This is a genomic window from Microbulbifer maximicatervae (SeqCode) (genome assembly GCF_052467695.1).
On the sequence record NZ_CP174320.1, the window covers coordinates 2,702,008 to 2,717,389 of the forward strand.

Below are 15,382 nucleotides of genomic sequence, written 5' to 3' on the forward strand. Positions count from 1 at the left end.
CGATAGAGATAATAGTTGCATGGAATGCTCTCCACTGGCATCCACTTCCTCTTCTGTTGAAGAGGGATTATCTATTATCAATTTCATTCGATATATTTCTGACTCAGTTAGCTCGATCATGAGTGACAAATGTGAAAGGCTTAGTTCCATAATTAATTCTCGAATATTATTTCTTTAGTAAGTTCATCTAAGAGTATACAAAACTTAGCGACTGGTATATCCCAATGAGGCCGGATTGAGTAATGTGTAGCTTCATAACTTCTATTATATGAATCCTTCGTTATAACTAGGCCATGAGGGATTACAATGTTTGGTGATAGCCTATAATAATCCCAACGAGAAACCGGTACTCCCAGTACATCAAATAATGAAACACCCCCTGAAGTACAGTCTACCCACCACTCACCATTGCTCCAGTATGTGTCTATGTCAGGATTTCTAATTTTTCCGTTAGAAAGCCTAAAAGACTTTAGTATAGGATACAAAACAGGCGATCCTCGATCAGCTCTACGCTGCCCTCTCCACAAATTTACGTCTAAATTAAATTCGGAGTCAAAAAGTTCACCAAGTTCCCTCTTTTTAATGAAGAACTCTTCTTCCTTCTTGTTTTTTTTCATAAATTCATTCCATTGAATATTTGAAATTGGTTTTATTTTAACGCGGTAAGTATGGGCATGCAGCGTGGGCACAAAGTGCGACGGAGAACCAGCCGAAGCTGAATATGCCTTAACTTGGTACGCCCTGCATGAGTGTGAACTAATGAGGTGAAAGTCTCCTGCAGGAAGATCACCATTTAATGGACCCTATTAAATGCTAACTATTAGCGAATGACAACTAAGACACCATGAGGTTTGTGAAGGGCGGCAGCTAGGAACTACTTGCTATCCGATTTAGCTCTCGGACTGCCCGCCGGGCATGGGTTTAACGTTTATATCCACATTATCAGCAAAAGGCCATTTAATTGAAATTTGTTGTATAAAACTTCCTGCGTCACAAAAAGCGATTACACTTCCTTCAATGTTTTTTTCCCATGACACGCCATTCCAACTTGCGAAATCATAACATCCCGCTGCCGGTCCCATTTTAACCGCTACAAAATATAAACCTTCTAGTGAAGGGTTTCCGTCCTTCCATTCGATTTCTTGCATAAAACCCTCCTAAAATTTTGATCTAAACCTTTCTGCTTCTTCCGCTAATAATGTGGCTCAGCGCTTCATTCAGGCCTAACTGGACTGCAGTGAAAAGAACAAGCTTAAAGAGCTGATTGAGCTGTGGCGAGAGCGATTAATGGATATCAGTTGGTTTATGCGCTGCCTAAACGAATCTATTGCTCGCCAAGCCAATGCAGAAGACCGTTGTACTGGCCGCTTCTGGGAGGGCCGTTTCAAGTCTAAGGCGCTATTGGATGAAAGAGCCTTGGTTGCCTGCATGGCCTATGTCGATCTCAATCCTATCCGTGCCGATATTGCAAAAATCCCGAAGGACTCCGATCACACGTCCATTCAGCAGCGTGTTCGCGCTGTGATCTCAGGTGAGAAGCCCAAAGAGTTACTACCGTTTGTGGGCGGCGAGCGCCTTAATATGCCGAAAGGGTTGCCCTTTCAATTGGAACACTATTTGGCGTTAGTAGACTGGAGTGGCCGGCATTTAGACCCCAAAAAGCGCGGTGCCATTTCTCAAAACGCGCCCCCTATCCATGAGCGGCTGGGCATCTCAGCAAAACACTGGCTCTATCTCAACCGGAACGTTGAAAGCCGCTTTAAAGGACTGGTGGGATCAGCAGAGGTTGTACGGCTCAATAAACGCTGTGTACATGGTATAGGCGACTGCCAACGTTTCCTTTCGTTAAGTCCTTCCTAATTCCCCCCAGCCTTTCGATACTATTCCTTCCGGCTTGACCAAAATCATGCAATTTTTAAACCTAAAGCATAACTTTTCAGTATTTCACTTTGCCCTATACTTGATCAGGAGAAATGGCTGTCAAGATGGAAGGCCTGTACTTTTTCCTGTGTCATATTTCAATCTATGGGTGTCCTAGTGTTGCTATTCTAATAATACTTAACTCCGTGATTAACCGCGCATAAAGTGCACAAAGGTGGCCGCCGGTCTGCAGCGCTTTATCAGCCTAAACCTGCTGTGCCTCACTAGCTGCAGTAACCTCTTTCCCAATATTTTCAGCTGAACTGATAATTTCCATAGACTTTTCTAGAACGAATTTAGCATCTTCACCAGGCAAAGTTGACGCTTTTAGCGCCATTGCCACAAAGGAAAAGCCTACTGCAGCCTCAAAGCTTTTATTGAAAACTTCTCTAGCTTGCTTCATAAGGAGTTTCGACGATTCTTTTCTTCCTATTTCTGGAAGTTCGAACACACTTTTTCCATACTCTTTATGTAGGTTACCCATCAAAGAATAAATGGTTTCAATAAGAATTGGGCTGCCGACAAGATTGCGAGATTGCAGATGTTCAATCATATCTATGAATTCTTTTCTGAGCTCAACTCCGCCCGCCAAGTCCCAATTAGGTTTTAGAGAGCCAAATAGCCCGCGACCACCTTCGGTGCTTTCGACTGAACCGCTTCTAATCATGGCGGTTACAATTTTAAAAGCAGCAACTTCAGTAATAAATGCTAGAAATGCAAAGAATCCATATGTCGAATTGCTAAGTAAGTACCCCCATATAGCACCTGCAGCAGCCCCAAAAATAAGCATAATACCGAATAGCTCACCAAATTTTTTGTCTTTTGTTGAAAGGTGAAAAACTAGGGCTGCAATTATGAGTAATGGGTCAACCATTATTCCGGCTAGGGATCCTAAAAAGTATGCTAGTGAGTTTGACATGATATTTTTTCTCAGGCTTATAGATACTGTTTAAAGTACTTGCGTTGAAATCATAGCGAAGCGACGATTTTGAAGTCGGGTGTCCTTGCTTGATACGCCCAGCATAGGCGTGAACTAATGGGGTGAAAGTCCCCTGTAGGAAAGCCGCTTCCGGACACCTATAAAAGGTAGAGCTTAAGGTGCCACAGCCATTGACACAATACGGAAATCATAATAAAAATACTGGACATTAAACAGTTAAACCTATACCCCCATGACTCAGCCTCGCCGCATCATAGATCTCTCTTGATGCGACAAACGCTGGGTAAATGGCATAGGCGATTGCCAACGTTTCCTTACTGCAATGCCCCACTAATTCCCTCCAAACCTTTAGATGCTGTTCCTTCTGGTTTGGCCAAAATCACGTAATTTTCAAATCTAAATCTTATTTTTCAGCATTTCACCTTGCCCTACACCAAGCCAGGAGAAATGGCCGTTAAGGTGGAAGGCCTATACTATTTCCGATCTCATCTTTCAATCTGTGAGTGTCCTAGTGTTGGTTCTCTTGTTGCCCATTGCGGACTTGCAAGATGGTTGGTGTGGGGCCAGTAGCTAGAAACTACCGGCTACTCGATTTAAGTGTCTACCGAAAATTTAGCTAATCCAAATCTACTGTTTGGTCATGACGATTAGCATCTGAACGATAGTGATCTGCAAGTTCCCTTAATATTTTAGCTGTTCGTGGATAAATCAACTGCACTGATTCTGAGTCCGTTTGATATCGATCAGCCAACGTCCTCTCTTGTTGTCCACCAGCATATGGATGCCTTGTGGTAATCCCTCTGGAATTTAGTTTTCCATTGATTATACCTTCTTCAAAAGACTGACTCTTTAGAGATTCTATAACATCTCTAACAGATTTTTTAGGCCATATACCATCTTCTTCATCTGAATGACACTTGGATAGGTATTTCCCTATATACAAGTCCCCAATTTCTAACCTGCCGCATTCTATTAACTGTTCTCTAGCCAGTGAAACCCACTCATCGGTAAAATCATCTTCTGGCAAAAGGTGTAAAGAATTGAGTATATCCCATGCGGCACCAGCTACTTGTTTGGCTTGTCCTTCCTGCATGGTCTCCTCTTCTTCAATGCCATCTTTCCTTAAACACATCCACTTTATGAATTGAATAAAGTTCGATGGATTTGTTGCAATTGACTTATGAATAAAAGTTGGAGAGAAATCATGATGGCGAAATGCTTTTGCATATAGCCATTCAACCTGCATCACTTCTTCATCACTGCACTGGCCAGAATCCTGAATAAACTTTATCGTCCGGGTGATATCATGAATTACACTCTGTATTGAAACCCTATCTATATCTTCAGCGTTAGTAGCTACTTTTATAAGTATTTGATAAGCAAGCTTGGCATCCATATCTCCCGCACTGGTTCCCCTGTGAAGCGATTGGGCAAAGGCATCAATGGCTGCTAGAGGCCTTCCATTCTTTAACAGATTGCTAGAAATATACTCGACCAAGGACGAATCTTTATCCTGAACAAAGTAATATGCAACTTTCTGCCAATAACTCTCTTTTACAGAGCCATCACACTCTTCAAGAATATCGAATGTTTCTTGAAAAACAGGGAAGTTTACTAATAATTGGCTTTTAATGATTTCATTCATCAAGTGATGATCGCTAAGAATTTTCTTGGCACCAGCAAAATCAGAGTGCGCCATTGCTGAAAAATATCCATTTGCACATTCTTGATAGCCACCATCTTGACCTAACCAAACAACCAACTCATCAATAAAAAAATCCTTGATCTTAGATTTATATAATGAGAGACCTACTAGGCGAGGAAATTTACAACTTTCTAACAGCTCTTTAAAGCCATCAATCCCAGACTCATCGTATAAATCCTCTAGTTTTTCAACTCGCAGTGAATCTAAGTATTCCTGTCTTTCATTATATGGCACTTCTTTTCTTTTTGTAGGGTCAATCAAATCGGGCCAATGATCATCAAAAAGATATTTCGCGTTGAGTACTGGGCTTTCAAAATCAAGGTGCAGATATACCTTTTCTAATTTGGTTATTACTTCATCTGGCCATGCCCAATCTGAATCTGAAAACTCTCTATGCCTAGAGATTAAGTCCCTTAAGTGTTTAAGTAATTCTTTGCGAGACTCGTCAGATATCATATCGATATTAACTGACAGTAATTTGTTAATGATAACTTCGCGTTGAGCAATGGTATAGGAATCAAAGTTACTCGCGAGATCAATGTATCTGCTGTCTATATCTTTGTCAGCTTCAGCGATTATCATGTCAACGATCCTTCCGATGTATGAAAAGTAATCGCTTTGTTTTGTGGATTCATCAACCCCTTCAGCCCAATCTTGATAATCTGGACTAGATAACCCACTTGACGATCTAGCACTACCAACTAATAATTCATTCATCAACCTCCAGGTAACTTCAGAATACTGTTTTAAAAGAACTTCTTTAATTAGATTGGCCCGTTCATCATGCGTAGCGGAGCTATATGTTATCCAGCCAATAAAAATATTGACTAAGGAGGAAAATGGCCTATTACTATATCTGCCACCAGGGTCTATTTCTGAAAGCCTCGCTAAAGCCTGACAGACTCTAGTTAGGTAGTTTTTATTCCAGGATATATTTTCTAAGGCCCATAAAAGATCAGAGTGATAACAGCCGCCTGCAAAACTATCTTCGGCTTCCGCGTTAAATAGGCCGAGTAATGGTGAATTTTCACCTAACGAGGAGTTATCTACCGCATCTAGAAAAACGTCTGGCGCAGCTTCCGCCAAAGATGATGTGGACTTTCCAAGTGAATACCAAAATTCTGTCGTATTATTTTCATTGAAAAGGTGGCTCAGCCATACATCAATCTTATTCTTTACGGACACCCCACCAAGCTGAGATGCATGATCATCACTATAAGTTGATAGTAATGCTAAAGTATCGGCTATCCCCCCTTTTAATAACCCGGAATATTTTGGTGTATTTCCCTTGACAGAAGCCATCCACCTTTCATTTGAATCCATATCATACGATGGATCAATATCTCCTAGTACTTTGCCGCAAATGTCACCAAGCCTATCGATATGGGACACGGACATTAAACCTCTTATATTCAGCCAATAGTCAATCTTAGATATCACTTGCCAAATCCTACCAACTCTACGGATAGGCGTATCAGAATAACTGGAAAGTTTGTCTAGTTGACTTTCAAGCTGATTGTAATTCATTCCTGATAAAGCGGACAAAATATCCTTGTCATTATCATTATTTGAATTCCATTCTGTAGCAAAAAATGCTGCAAACAAAACATCTACATCAACTTCTGTTGGCCACTTTGGCGCAATATATTCACGAGGCCTTAAAATTTCATGTCTCAGCAGAGGTTCCAAATAGCCTTTAGTATCAGAATATAGCTTAGAGGCTTGGCTATCGTTAAAACCGAGCTTTTGTATTGCCTCCTGCTGAATCAATCGAGGCCTCTTTTCCAAACGAATAAGAGGGGTCTGCTGGCTTGATTCATCCACAGGCAGAATAACAGTGTGTCCATTACTAACTGCGTCACCGACACCGTTTGGTTGAAAATTAATAGGCATCAATATGAGCGGAGATTTAGATGAAGCAATATCATCCCAAGCCGACTGGTCGAGTACTGTTAGAAATTTTGAGCTTAATGAATCACCATTTAATATGATTGAAAGGATAAAACCCTGAGATTCATTAATAGACTTCGCACATACTGCATAACTGGCAGGGCCACCCATTAAAGAATCTTTTAAGCGATCGGCTTGCTCATCCCTACTATGAAGGAAAAAATCATCAGTAAGTGAAATCTCTGTGATATTCGAAAACTTTGACCAGCTTTGTTCAATATCCCATAAATTAGGGCATCGTTTATCGATTAACTCTGCAAACCAACGATGTACCGCCGGGCATTGCTCTAGCCAGTCACACAAAAATTTTGCATTAATTGCTTTTACACTACCCCATTCTTCTTCAAGGTTTTTTTCGGCTTCCCACTTTGATCTATCTTTCCAATGCCTCGATGTTACAAAAACATAGGTAGTGTTTTTTTTATCAAATGGGTCAGGATCCTTGGTTCTTTTTTCATAGTCATCATTAGCTTTAGAGTTAACGCTTTTATCGGTTCCAAACTCCCAAGCTGACAATCCCGATGGTACAAATAGACTACCCTGATCAACTTCAAGCTCGCCATCCCAACCACCGGTGGATACAGAGTCCCCAAATGGAAAATTAATTTTTGTTGGATTTGATGAAGCCAGTATAAGTTTATATATAAGCCGAGGAAGTAACTCTTCTGACCTGCGCTTATCTGTCGCAGTCCAGTTTTTTATATCATTCTCCGTGACATGCCAACCAGACATATTTACTCCTTTTAGTGATCGATAATCATGAACTCATGATTATTTAATTTGCTTAGCCCGCATAAGTTACACGTGAACGTGATTTCAATGCCGTATAATACCCGCGTAATAGATCCGAGCTTGCGAGCGTCCTATTTGATGCGTTTGTTAATTATTTTAGGTACATAAGTATGAGAGCTGTCTTTCTAGGTCGTCAATCAAATTATCTAGCTTGAATGGATTTATATTTTTTATCGGCTCCCTAGACATTCTTTGAAACGATATTTCTTCGTTCCTCTTTAAAAGCTTAGTTACTGCTTTGTCACCAACCTTTTCTCCTATATCGACCATATCGAAACTTAATACAGGCATGCCGGTTCCATCATCATCTGTGCGGCATGCCAAATGTTGGATATCAAATAACTTGCCTATTTCGTAGAGCTTTACCTCAGAAGTTGCTACATAAGCAGTATTTAGCTCAGGCAAATGATTTGGTGTTAGTAGCTGTTCCGGTAGCTTGAGAAGATAAAGATCCCAAGCAGTAGCTTTTAAGTCATGCTTAGCATCTTCAGCAGCCATGTTGGTCTGAGTGTTTATAAATTTTCCTGCCAAATTGCAGAAGTAATATATAGCCAAACTCGATTCTCTAGCTAACCTGACACCAAGGTCGTTGATCATAAAATTTTCAAAAGCTTCGCTTTTCTTGTAAACACCCTTATTATCTTCAAACTTAATTAAGACCATTTTTAAAAGGCAGGAATATATTAATTTTATTTTGTACTCGATATCAGTGTCTTTTATATTCTTGACAATCTTTTTAGCCCAATTTAAGCCACAACCTTCATAATCACTTGCTTCATACAGGTCAAAGTAATGTTTGGTTTCTTTATCTTTAACTGATATCAATCCTTTGCTGACAAAGGTGCTTTCACACATTGAATGAAGTTTTAATATTGATGCCAAAGCTTTTGGCACATTCTCATAAAATTCAGATTCATCCGATTTAAAGAATGACTCCATTACATAGAAGATTGGACTATAATCGCAATTGACCTCAGACAGATGAGCCAGAAATGAATGTGTCGCTACACGCTGCCCATCTTTCATAGACTCCCTGTTGGTGACATACTGATGAAGTAGACTTACCACATTGGAGTCTAGAGTAATAGAGCACCAAAACTTTAGTTTTAATTCATTATCACTTGTGCAAAAGTCGTGGTTAAAAAGAGCTGGCCTCTTTCCACAAAATTGATCGACTATATGTATTTTGTGAGAACCAGTGCCGAACACCTTTGATTCAGAGTAAAACATAGATTCATAAGGGGATGCAGCTATTTCAAAGAAGTGTGCGTCTTTATCTTCAGTCCCTTCAAAATAATCCTTATAATATTGGTACATACCAATTTCCTTTTAGTACTTAACACTTATATAGTAATCAGTCATGACCACTATTATTATGATTGTTATCTTATAATCAATTTCTACGCCGCAGCAAAAAATTTCATTTTAATTTAAATGCTTAATGCAATCTTATACGTTCGTGCAAACTATGAAAATGATCGCTTTGACTGCTATCCAGATTTCAAGTCTGGCCTGTAACCTATTGATCTAAAAGAAATCTTTATGCGTATGTTCTTGTTCCTTAACATAAGGGCAAGATAATCATAAACTCCTAAGTTATCACTTGCTAACGTTTGTGGGCTGGTGATATTTCGGGGGAAGGTGTCGAAGTAGGTGGGGACACAGTAAACTTCTGTAAGAGTTACTTTTCTTTATTCGATAAACGCTTAAAGCTACTGCGACAAAACCAAAACTAAGCGGACGTTTGATACAGAGTATTTGGATTTTAGGTCTCGTCCAGAACTAACCGAAAGCTGTCTTCGCTCACTCTTTATATATTGGATGTGACTTCCTTTATTGAGGACTCTTTTCAGCTTTTAATCAGTGGCTTCAAAAGTCGCTGCAATGATATTGCCCGTCAACATATCTCAATTTATGAAAAATATAGGCACAAAAATAATCTTATTAGATTTTATTAGGATTGTTTTAGTGTCAAAGCCACGTAAAATCGATAGATATTTATTGGTAGTTTGGCCTTAACTAAGAAGCCATCTAAAGGGAACAATCAAAGCAGCTCGGTTCAAGAGTACCGAGAGAATCAAGAACCCAAGAATTCTCTAAAAACCATCCCCTCAAAGGAGAACGGTAGCGTGAAGTAAGAATAAGTAAAAGGCGCTGACCCAAGGTGCTGGAACACCTGGGGCCAGCTAACCAAATTGATAGGTAAAGTATCAAGATGGCTATATGCATAGTACGCTAGAAACCCGCTCGTCTTCAATAAAGTGGAGCACGATCAGCAGCTTGGAGAGTTTCTCCAAGCCCTGGGTGCGTTGCGTCTGCCTTTTCTTTTTCTATGCCTACCGTTCTCGCGCACCACCTCGCAGTTACTCAAAACATTTCTATCCAAACTTTCCCTTTGTGGAAGGTCTATCCATGGTTTGAGTATCAGTAGGAAACAAATATGTTGATCTTAAAGCGCCGCACAGGTGAAAACTTACGGATTGGAGCAAATGTCTCAATCACTGTATTGGAAGTTAAGGGCAATCAGGTAAAGGTGGGAATACTTGCTCCAAAATCCCTGCCCGTACACCGCGAGGAGATTTATAGGCGGATCAAAAGGGAAGGAAATATGGGCAGTGGAAATCGTTGAAAATCTGATCGGGATTGTGGTGTGTCGCCATAAGCGGGTGATGTTGCTATGAAAGCGCTAACTGCTGATAGTTAGCGCTTTCAGTCGAGCCTTTCGCTGCGGATAGTGCCACAGGTTAAGCTCGGAAGTGATCTGTATTAGTGATGTTTATGCTTAAATCCAGCAGCAAATTTGTCTGCTAATTTAAAGTAGTGATTTAGATCCTTGCGGGTTTTTTCTGGGCGGTTGTTTTCGGAGTTAATGTGGATGTTTTCCACAACAACGGCGATGTCTTTTGCCAGCTTTTGTCTTTCACCCTTCAGGTTCTCAGCGAAATACTCAACACTTTTTTCGAGTCTGTAGGTGATGACATGAATCTCGTGAAGTTCAGCAGGGTTAAGCTTTTTCTTGCCCTTAATTTCTTCTGTTGTTTCAACAAAAATCTTTCTCGCATCCTTCAAAGAAGTAACTTTCGCTACTTTAAAGTGCTGGATGGGCTTTTCGCCTGATGCAGGGCTAGCTTGAGCAGTGGTAGCAAAAGTAACAGCAAAAAGTAATGCAATTAAAGTTCTCATCTTTCCTCTCTAACGCCCAAACTTTAAGGGTTGGTAAGGCATTGATCGGGCGAGGTGAATGCCTAACATTTATCAGTGATCATTTTGACCACTTTGATCGCTATCGTAAATGAGGATAACTATCATTAACATTCATGATACAGGAATTTTTAGGTGCTCAAAACACTTCGCGTAAAAATTGCTATCAAGCTGATCGAAATTTGTAAGGAATAAGAAAATTGAATCTGGAAAGGATGCACAGGGGAGGGGCAACGGAGGTTTTTAGCCGGGAAGAGGCGCCCCCGTGTTATGGAATTTGATCTGTTAACCCTCTCTTCGCGGTAGCAAAGAGAGGGTTATTTATAGGATGAGTCGGTTAGTTCGGGATTATTGAGACCGGCTTCACAAACTAATTGGTACGGAGGCTAGGAAATCTCTCCCAGTGCATCAACCATTGCCGAGGTTAATTGGCTAAGGTCTTGTTTAGAGATCACATAGGGCGGCATGGCGTAGACCAGTTTGCCGAAGGGGCGCAGCCAAACTCCGCGTTCGATTAGGGCTTCCTGCACCTTTGCCGTATTTACCGGCTCGCGCATTTCCACCACGCCAATTGCGCCTAGGGTTCGAACATCGGCGACACCCGGTGCGGATTTTAACGGGGCCAGCTGTTCGGTCAGCTGCTGTTCGATCGCAGTTACTCGCTCCTGCCAAGGGCTGTTGAGTAACAATTGGATGCTGGCGTTAGCGACGGAACAAGCCAGGGGATTCCCCATAAAAGTGGGGCCGTGCATAAATACACCGGCTTCCCCTTGGCAAATACCTTCGGCCACTTTATCGGTACAGAGGGCGGCGGCGAGGGTCATGGTGCCGCCGGTGAGGGCTTTGCCCAGGGTGAGGATATCGGGGGTGATATCGGCGTGCTCACAGGCGAACATTTTGCCGCTGCGGCCAAAGCCGGTGGCGATTTCATCGGCGATCAGCAGTACGTCGTGCTCGTTGCAGAGTTCGCGCACCCGGCGCAAATAATCGGCAGAATAAAAACGCATGCCGCCAGCGCCCTGGACGATGGGCTCTAAAATAATCGCGGCCAGTTGATCGCGGTTTTCTTCCACTTGCTGACGCAGTTCGGCAATATCACTGTCACTACAGGTACTGCCAAATGGTGTTTGCGGAGCGGGTGCAAACTGGTGCTGGTTCAGATGCTCAGCAAACAAATGATGCATTCCGGTGACTGGATCACAGGTGGCCATGGCCCCGAAAGTATCACCGTGGTAACCGTTGCGCAGGGCCAGCAGGCGGTTCTTTTCGGGCTTGCCATGGGAGTGCCAGTATTGGACGGCCATCTTGATAGCCACTTCCACAGACACTGAACCGGAGTCAGCAAGAAATACCCGGTTGAGGCCAGCTGGAGTGATTTCCACTAATTTCTTGCACAGCTCGATCGCCGGTTCGTGAGTCAATCCCCCGAACATGACATGGGACATTTTGTCCATCTGATCGCGCATGGCCTGGTTTAGCTCGGGCACATTGTAGCCGTGCAGGGCGCTCCACCAGGAGGACATACCGTCGATCAGGCCGCGCCCGTCTTCCAGGTAAAGTCTTACCCCCTCGGCCCGCGCTACCGGGTACACCGGGGGCGGGTCGATCAGGGAGGAGTAGGGATGCCAAATATGTTTGCGATCGAAATCCAGGTCCATAAAAACTACATCTTTATTCTCAAGAGCCGACATTCATCAGTTAGGCCAGTTCGCGCAGTACTCTGAGCGGGGGCTGGCTGATCGAGCTGTAACAGGCCAGGGTACCGGCGGTGCCAACCAGTACTGCACCGGTGAGTGGTCCGGTTAGCCAAAGGACTGGGTGCAATATCACCGGCAGTTCAAAGACCCAATAAGACAGCACAGCCAAGGTGGCTTCAGCACCGATAGCCGCGAGCAAACCGGCGGCAAAACCCAGCAGGCCAAATTCCAGTATCAGGCTTCTCAGTAACAAGCGCCTGCGGCCTCCCAGTGTGCGGATAATTGCCGCTTCCTGCAATCGCTCGGCGATACTGGCGCGCACCCCGGCGATTAATACCAGGACCCCGGCAACCAGCATCAGGGCCATAACTGATTCGATAGCAAAGGACACCTGGTTAATGGTGTCGCGGATACGCTGGATGATCTTATCCAGCTCTATCACGCTGACGCTGGGGAAGGCGCGAACCAGATCGTTGACCAGCAACTTGTCCTCCGGTGGGAGGTAAAAACTGGTGATATAGGTAGCCGGGAAATCATCGATAGTGCCTGGCGCAAATATCATATAGAAGTTGGGGCGCATGCTGTTCCAGTCCAACGAGCGGAAGCTGGCTACCGGGGCTTCTACTTCCAGTCCGCCGATGGAAAAGCGCAACTGATCTCCCAGTGACAGTTCCAGCTGGGCTGCCAGCTCCACTTCTACGGAAACACCTTCGCTGGCCTTGTCCCACCACTCGCCTTCCAAGATGCGGTTATCCGGCGCCAGGGTGTCGGTGTAGCTCAGGTTTAACTCCCGGCGAACGCCACCGGGGCGATCTTTTTTCTCTTTAATCGAGACGCCGTTAATCGCCACTAAACGGCCACGCACCATGGGGTAAAACTCGGTGCTGCTTACCTCGCCCTCTGCCAGCATGTTTTCCATGGTTGGAACATCGTGGGGGGCGATATTCAGGAGAAAGTGGTTGGGGGCTTTTTCCGGTAATTGCATCCGCCATTCGTCCACCAGGGCGGTGCGGGCAAAGACCATGGCCAGCATTGCCAATAATCCGGTGCCAAAAGCGGCAATCAATAAAGTGTTGAACGCGGCTCGGCGTTGCAGGCTACCCAGGGCAATGCGCCAGGCGCCCCCCAGGGAAGCCAATTTGCCGCGCACCAGGAGTCGGTTAACCAGGGCGCTGCCCGCTACCAACAGGAGCATGCCGACAAACAGGGCGAGTGTCATAAGCAGGCTGCCGGAAAGCCACCAGATCAGGAGCAGCATGGCGCTGGGGCCGAGAATCAGCCCGAGCCATTCGCGTCTGTCCGGATTACTCCAGTCATGTCGCAAGGTTTGCATCGGGTCTGTACGCGCCAAACGGAACAGCGGTGGCAGGGCAAAGCCCAGGGCGCAGGCGAGGCCGGTAGCGAGTCCAATCAGCAGTGGGCTCCAGCTGGTGGCCGGGGGTTGAACCGGGAAGAACCCTTCCATCAGGTTGACCGCCTGGCTCTGGATAAAGGTGCCCAGTGCCAGCCCGATAGCAGTGGCAATCAGGGTGAGGGCGGCCAGCTGCCCCAGGTAGATACCGAGGATTTTATTGCGCCCGGCGCCGAGACTTTTCATTACGGCTACGTAGGCGCCATGGCGCAGTCCGTAGCGCCTTGCTGCCAGGCCGACGGCGACACTGGCGAGCAGTACAGCCAGGCTGGCGGCGAGAAACAGGAAGGACTCGGCTCTATCCAGGGCTGAGGCAACACGGGGCTGGCCTTCGCGCAGGTCCAGTATCCGCTGATGTTCAGTCAGTTGAGGTTTGAGCCAGTCAAAGTAATCCTTCAGGACTTGGTCATCACCGGCAAACAGGTAGCGGTAGCGCACTCGGCTGCCGGGCTGGATCACACCTGCGGCGGGCAGGTCGGCGGTATTGGCTAATACTCGCGCGCCCATATCAAACAGGCTGGTGCCCCGGTCGGGTTCCCGCTCCAGTATGGCTGTCACTTTTAATTGGGTGTCGCCGAGGGCGATAGGATCGCCGAGCTGGATTCCCATCAAAGGTAGAAGGCGGGACTCCACCCAGGCTTCTCCAGGGGGAGGTCCTTGTGGTGCCACTTCACTAGGGCCGCCCTGGGCCTTGCTGATTTCCAGTTGCCCCACCAATGGATAGCCTTTGTCGACGGCTTTGACCGAGACAAATTGGAACTGGTCGTTGGCGGAGATCATGGAGGAAAACTGGACTATCTGGCCCTGTTCCAATCCCTTTTTGTCGGCCTCTTCCAGCCATGCGCTATCCACGGGTTTGCTGCTGCGCAGCACCCGCTCTGCGGCCAGGAAAGTGAGGGATTGCTGCTCCATGGCGCGGGTAAGGCGGTCGGTAAAATGGGCGATCGCAGTGACACAGGTAACAGCTAAAACCAGGGCTGAGGCAATTAGCGCTAACTCGCCACCGCGCCAGTCCCTGAACAGCAGTCTGAGTGGCAGCATCAGGCGGACACCTCCGACAGGTTGTCCCCGTCGATAAGGGGAGCGTAGGAATCTACGGCACCGGCCGACATATGCAGGTGGGAGGCACAGCGCTCTGCCAGTCGCTGTTCGTGAGTCACCAGCACCAGGGTGGTGTCAGACTCTTCGTTGAGTTTAAACAGCAGGTCGATAATTTTGGCGCCGTTGCCGGCGTCGAGGCTGCCGGTGGGTTCGTCGGCAAAGAGGATGGCATCTTTGCTGCTAAAGCTGGCAAAGGCCCGGGCAATGGCCACCCGCTGTTGCTCACCGCCGGATAACTGGCGCGGGTAGTGGCGCAGTCGCTGTTCCAGGCCCACCCGGGCGAGAAACTCTTCCGCCCGCTTGGCGGCGCCCCGCTCACCGCGCAATTCGCTCGGCAGCATCACATTTTCCAGGGCGGTAAGGCCGGGTAGCAGCTGGAAAGTCTGGAATACAAAGCCCACGCAGCGGGCGCGCACTGCTGCGCGCTGCTCTTCGTCCATGGCGGTGATCTCGTCCCCCGCCAGCCAGATCTTGCCCTCGGTAGGTTTGTCCAATCCTGCCAGCAGGCCGAGCAGGGTGGACTTGCCGGAACCTGAGGCCCCTGTCACAGCGAGGCTCTCGCCACGGGCGACTTTCAGGGAGATATTGTTTAATAGGGTCAGTGGCCCTTCGCTGGTGGAGACCCTGTGATAGAGGTTTTCTGCCGTGAGAATGGCGGACATACT

Annotated in this window: 11 protein-coding genes; 2 read left to right on the forward strand and 9 right to left on the reverse strand. The window is 45.7% G+C overall.

What is annotated here, in order from left to right; translation table 11 throughout:
• Positions 1 to 152 precede the first annotated feature (152 nt).
• Together ACJJI8_RS11915 and ACJJI8_RS11920 are read right to left on the reverse strand one after the other, a co-directional pair.
• Positions 153 to 617 carry a Tse2 family ADP-ribosyltransferase toxin gene (locus ACJJI8_RS11915; RefSeq protein WP_444932503.1) on the reverse strand — a complete coding sequence of 155 codons (465 nt, stop codon included), beginning with the start codon at positions 615 to 617 and terminating at the stop codon, positions 153 to 155.
• A 273-nt stretch (positions 618 to 890) separates the two neighbouring features.
• Positions 891 to 1,148 (reverse strand): hypothetical protein, encoded by a 258-nt coding sequence (locus tag ACJJI8_RS11920; protein ID WP_444932504.1) that lies wholly within the window; start codon positions 1,146 to 1,148, stop codon positions 891 to 893.
• Between the two features lie 139 nt (positions 1,149 to 1,287).
• Between ACJJI8_RS11920 and ACJJI8_RS11925 the strand changes: the two genes are divergently transcribed.
• Positions 1,288 to 1,860, forward strand: a complete 573-nt coding sequence (locus ACJJI8_RS11925; protein ID WP_444932505.1) for a hypothetical protein — start codon at positions 1,288 to 1,290, stop codon at positions 1,858 to 1,860.
• A 265-nt stretch (positions 1,861 to 2,125) separates the two neighbouring features.
• Here ACJJI8_RS11925 and ACJJI8_RS11930 read toward each other — a convergent pair whose 3' ends face one another.
• The 3 genes from ACJJI8_RS11930 to ACJJI8_RS11940 form a co-directional block, all read right to left on the reverse strand.
• Positions 2,126 to 2,839, reverse strand: coding sequence for a hypothetical protein (locus tag ACJJI8_RS11930; RefSeq protein WP_444932506.1), 714 nt, complete (start codon positions 2,837 to 2,839; stop codon positions 2,126 to 2,128).
• Between the two features lie 637 nt (positions 2,840 to 3,476).
• Positions 3,477 to 7,247 carry a hypothetical protein gene (locus ACJJI8_RS11935; RefSeq protein WP_444932507.1) on the reverse strand — a complete coding sequence of 1,257 codons (3,771 nt, stop codon included), beginning with the start codon at positions 7,245 to 7,247 and terminating at the stop codon, positions 3,477 to 3,479.
• Positions 7,248 to 7,403: 156 nt separating this feature from the next.
• A complete protein-coding gene (locus ACJJI8_RS11940) occupies positions 7,404 to 8,624 on the reverse strand; it encodes a hypothetical protein (protein WP_444932508.1) in 1,221 nt (406 codons plus the stop codon).
• A 1,123-nt stretch (positions 8,625 to 9,747) separates the two neighbouring features.
• Here ACJJI8_RS11940 and csrA point away from each other — a divergent pair.
• Positions 9,748 to 9,936 carry a carbon storage regulator CsrA gene (gene csrA / locus ACJJI8_RS11945; RefSeq protein ID WP_299583554.1) on the forward strand — a complete coding sequence of 63 codons (189 nt, stop codon included), beginning with the start codon at positions 9,748 to 9,750 and terminating at the stop codon, positions 9,934 to 9,936.
• Between the two features lie 137 nt (positions 9,937 to 10,073).
• On the opposite strand, the gene ACJJI8_RS11950 is transcribed toward csrA, so the two are convergent.
• The 4 genes from ACJJI8_RS11950 to ACJJI8_RS11965 form a co-directional block, all read right to left on the reverse strand.
• Entirely contained in the window at positions 10,074 to 10,490 is a 417-nt protein-coding gene (locus ACJJI8_RS11950; protein WP_108732203.1) for a DUF6746 family protein, read from the reverse strand.
• Positions 10,491 to 10,894: 404 nt separating this feature from the next.
• Positions 10,895 to 12,199 carry an adenosylmethionine--8-amino-7-oxononanoate transaminase gene (gene bioA / locus ACJJI8_RS11955; protein ID WP_444912356.1) on the reverse strand — a complete coding sequence of 435 codons (1,305 nt, stop codon included), beginning with the start codon at positions 12,197 to 12,199 and terminating at the stop codon, positions 10,895 to 10,897.
• Positions 12,200 to 12,206: 7 nt separating this feature from the next.
• Positions 12,207 to 14,657, reverse strand: coding sequence for an ABC transporter permease (locus tag ACJJI8_RS11960; RefSeq protein ID WP_444912357.1), 2,451 nt, complete (start codon positions 14,655 to 14,657; stop codon positions 12,207 to 12,209).
• On the reverse strand, positions 14,657 to 15,379 hold the full coding sequence (locus ACJJI8_RS11965; protein WP_413664779.1) for an ABC transporter ATP-binding protein: 723 nt from the start codon (positions 15,377 to 15,379) through the stop codon (positions 14,657 to 14,659). Before ACJJI8_RS11965 ends, ACJJI8_RS11960 begins: the two co-directional genes overlap by 1 nt.
• Positions 15,380 to 15,382: the final 3 nt, after the last annotated feature.